A 1253-nucleotide genomic window follows, 5' to 3' on the forward strand; every position below is an offset into this window, starting at 1 on the left:
TTTTTTACTATTTTTTTTGTAATTATTTGTTAATTACATGTTTTATATTTTTTTTAAATTTTAATTTGTTTTTTTTTATGTTCTATTTATCTACCTTTATACTTTAAAAAATAATAAAAAATGTGAAAAAATATTATTTTAAAATCATGATTATAAAGTAAAAATTTAAAAAAATAGACTAAATAGTTATAAGTTTAAAAATTAGATATAATCAGAAAATAGCTAAAAGTAAATTAAAGATTATATAAGTAATATACACAAATATTAAATATTTAATTAAAGATATATTAATCTAAAATTAATTAGAATGATAGAATGAAAAAACAGACACTAAAAATTCTATTAGTCATATTAATTATCATATTTCTAATAAATATTGTATTTATATTTTCAGATAATACAGATGATATTAAAAATCCTGAAACAAACATCACAGGACAAAATTCAAATGGTACTGTATATAAAACAATATGTGGAAATATGTCAACAAACGATACAGCTGTAATTATTTTAGGTGTTCATAGCTTTGAAAACGGTACACATAATGCAACTAATCAAACAATAATGAATATGACAAATAATAACAACTTATCTAAAAAATATGTTGTATACTTTATTAAATTAAATCTAAATCAAACTGATCTTAATACAAGTGACTATCAAACAAATAGACATATGGGTGAAATGTTAGCATATGATTATATTGTAAAAGATTTACAACAATATAATCCATATGTAGTTGTAGATGTTCATGAAATGGAAGAATATTGGGATCCAGATAGATACATACAAGTAATGAGTACTGATAAACCTGCAGCATTTGATTATGCCCATAAAATGGAGAAAGATACAGGAATTGCAGAGTACAACTTTACTGAAGGTACTTCACCACAATGGGTAACAGAACCAATTGCAAATGAAGGATTTAATACAATTCTATTTGAATATGGTCAAGGTGAAAGTCAACAACATAAATTAGACGTTACAACAAAACTTATAAAAAGTATTGATAGTTTAGATCCAAGTATAAGAGATAAAACTTAAAATACTTTTTAAATATGATTAATAGTCTAAAAATAATTAAAATTAAAATTTTTATACTTTAAAATTTTATTATTAAAAATAAATTAATAATAAATTTTTTTACTATTTTTATAATAAATAATAAACTTTTAGATAGAAATAATAACTTTTAACTATTTTTATATAAAATTAAAAATTCTAAACTATTTTTATATACTAAGCTAATAAAC

The 1253-nt window shown here is 19.8% G+C and carries 1 protein-coding gene; it reads left to right on the forward strand.

Annotated features, from left to right (window positions below; translation table 11 throughout):
• Positions 1 to 315: 315 nt before the first annotated feature.
• On the forward strand, positions 316 to 1044 hold the full coding sequence (locus BGI41_RS08155; protein WP_088540202.1) for a hypothetical protein: 729 nt from the start codon (positions 316 to 318) through the stop codon (positions 1042 to 1044).
• Positions 1045 to 1253: the final 209 nt, after the last annotated feature.

Origin of the sequence: Methanobrevibacter sp. 87.7, assembly GCF_002208625.1 — an archaeon.
In the GTDB taxonomy this organism is placed as follows: domain Archaea; phylum Methanobacteriota; class Methanobacteria; order Methanobacteriales; family Methanobacteriaceae; genus Methanarmilla.

Coding starts and splice junctions, on each gene's coding strand:
- BGI41_RS08155 (WP_088540202.1), top strand. CDS start 316: ATGAAAAAACAGACACTAAAAATTCTATTAGTCATATTAATTATCATA.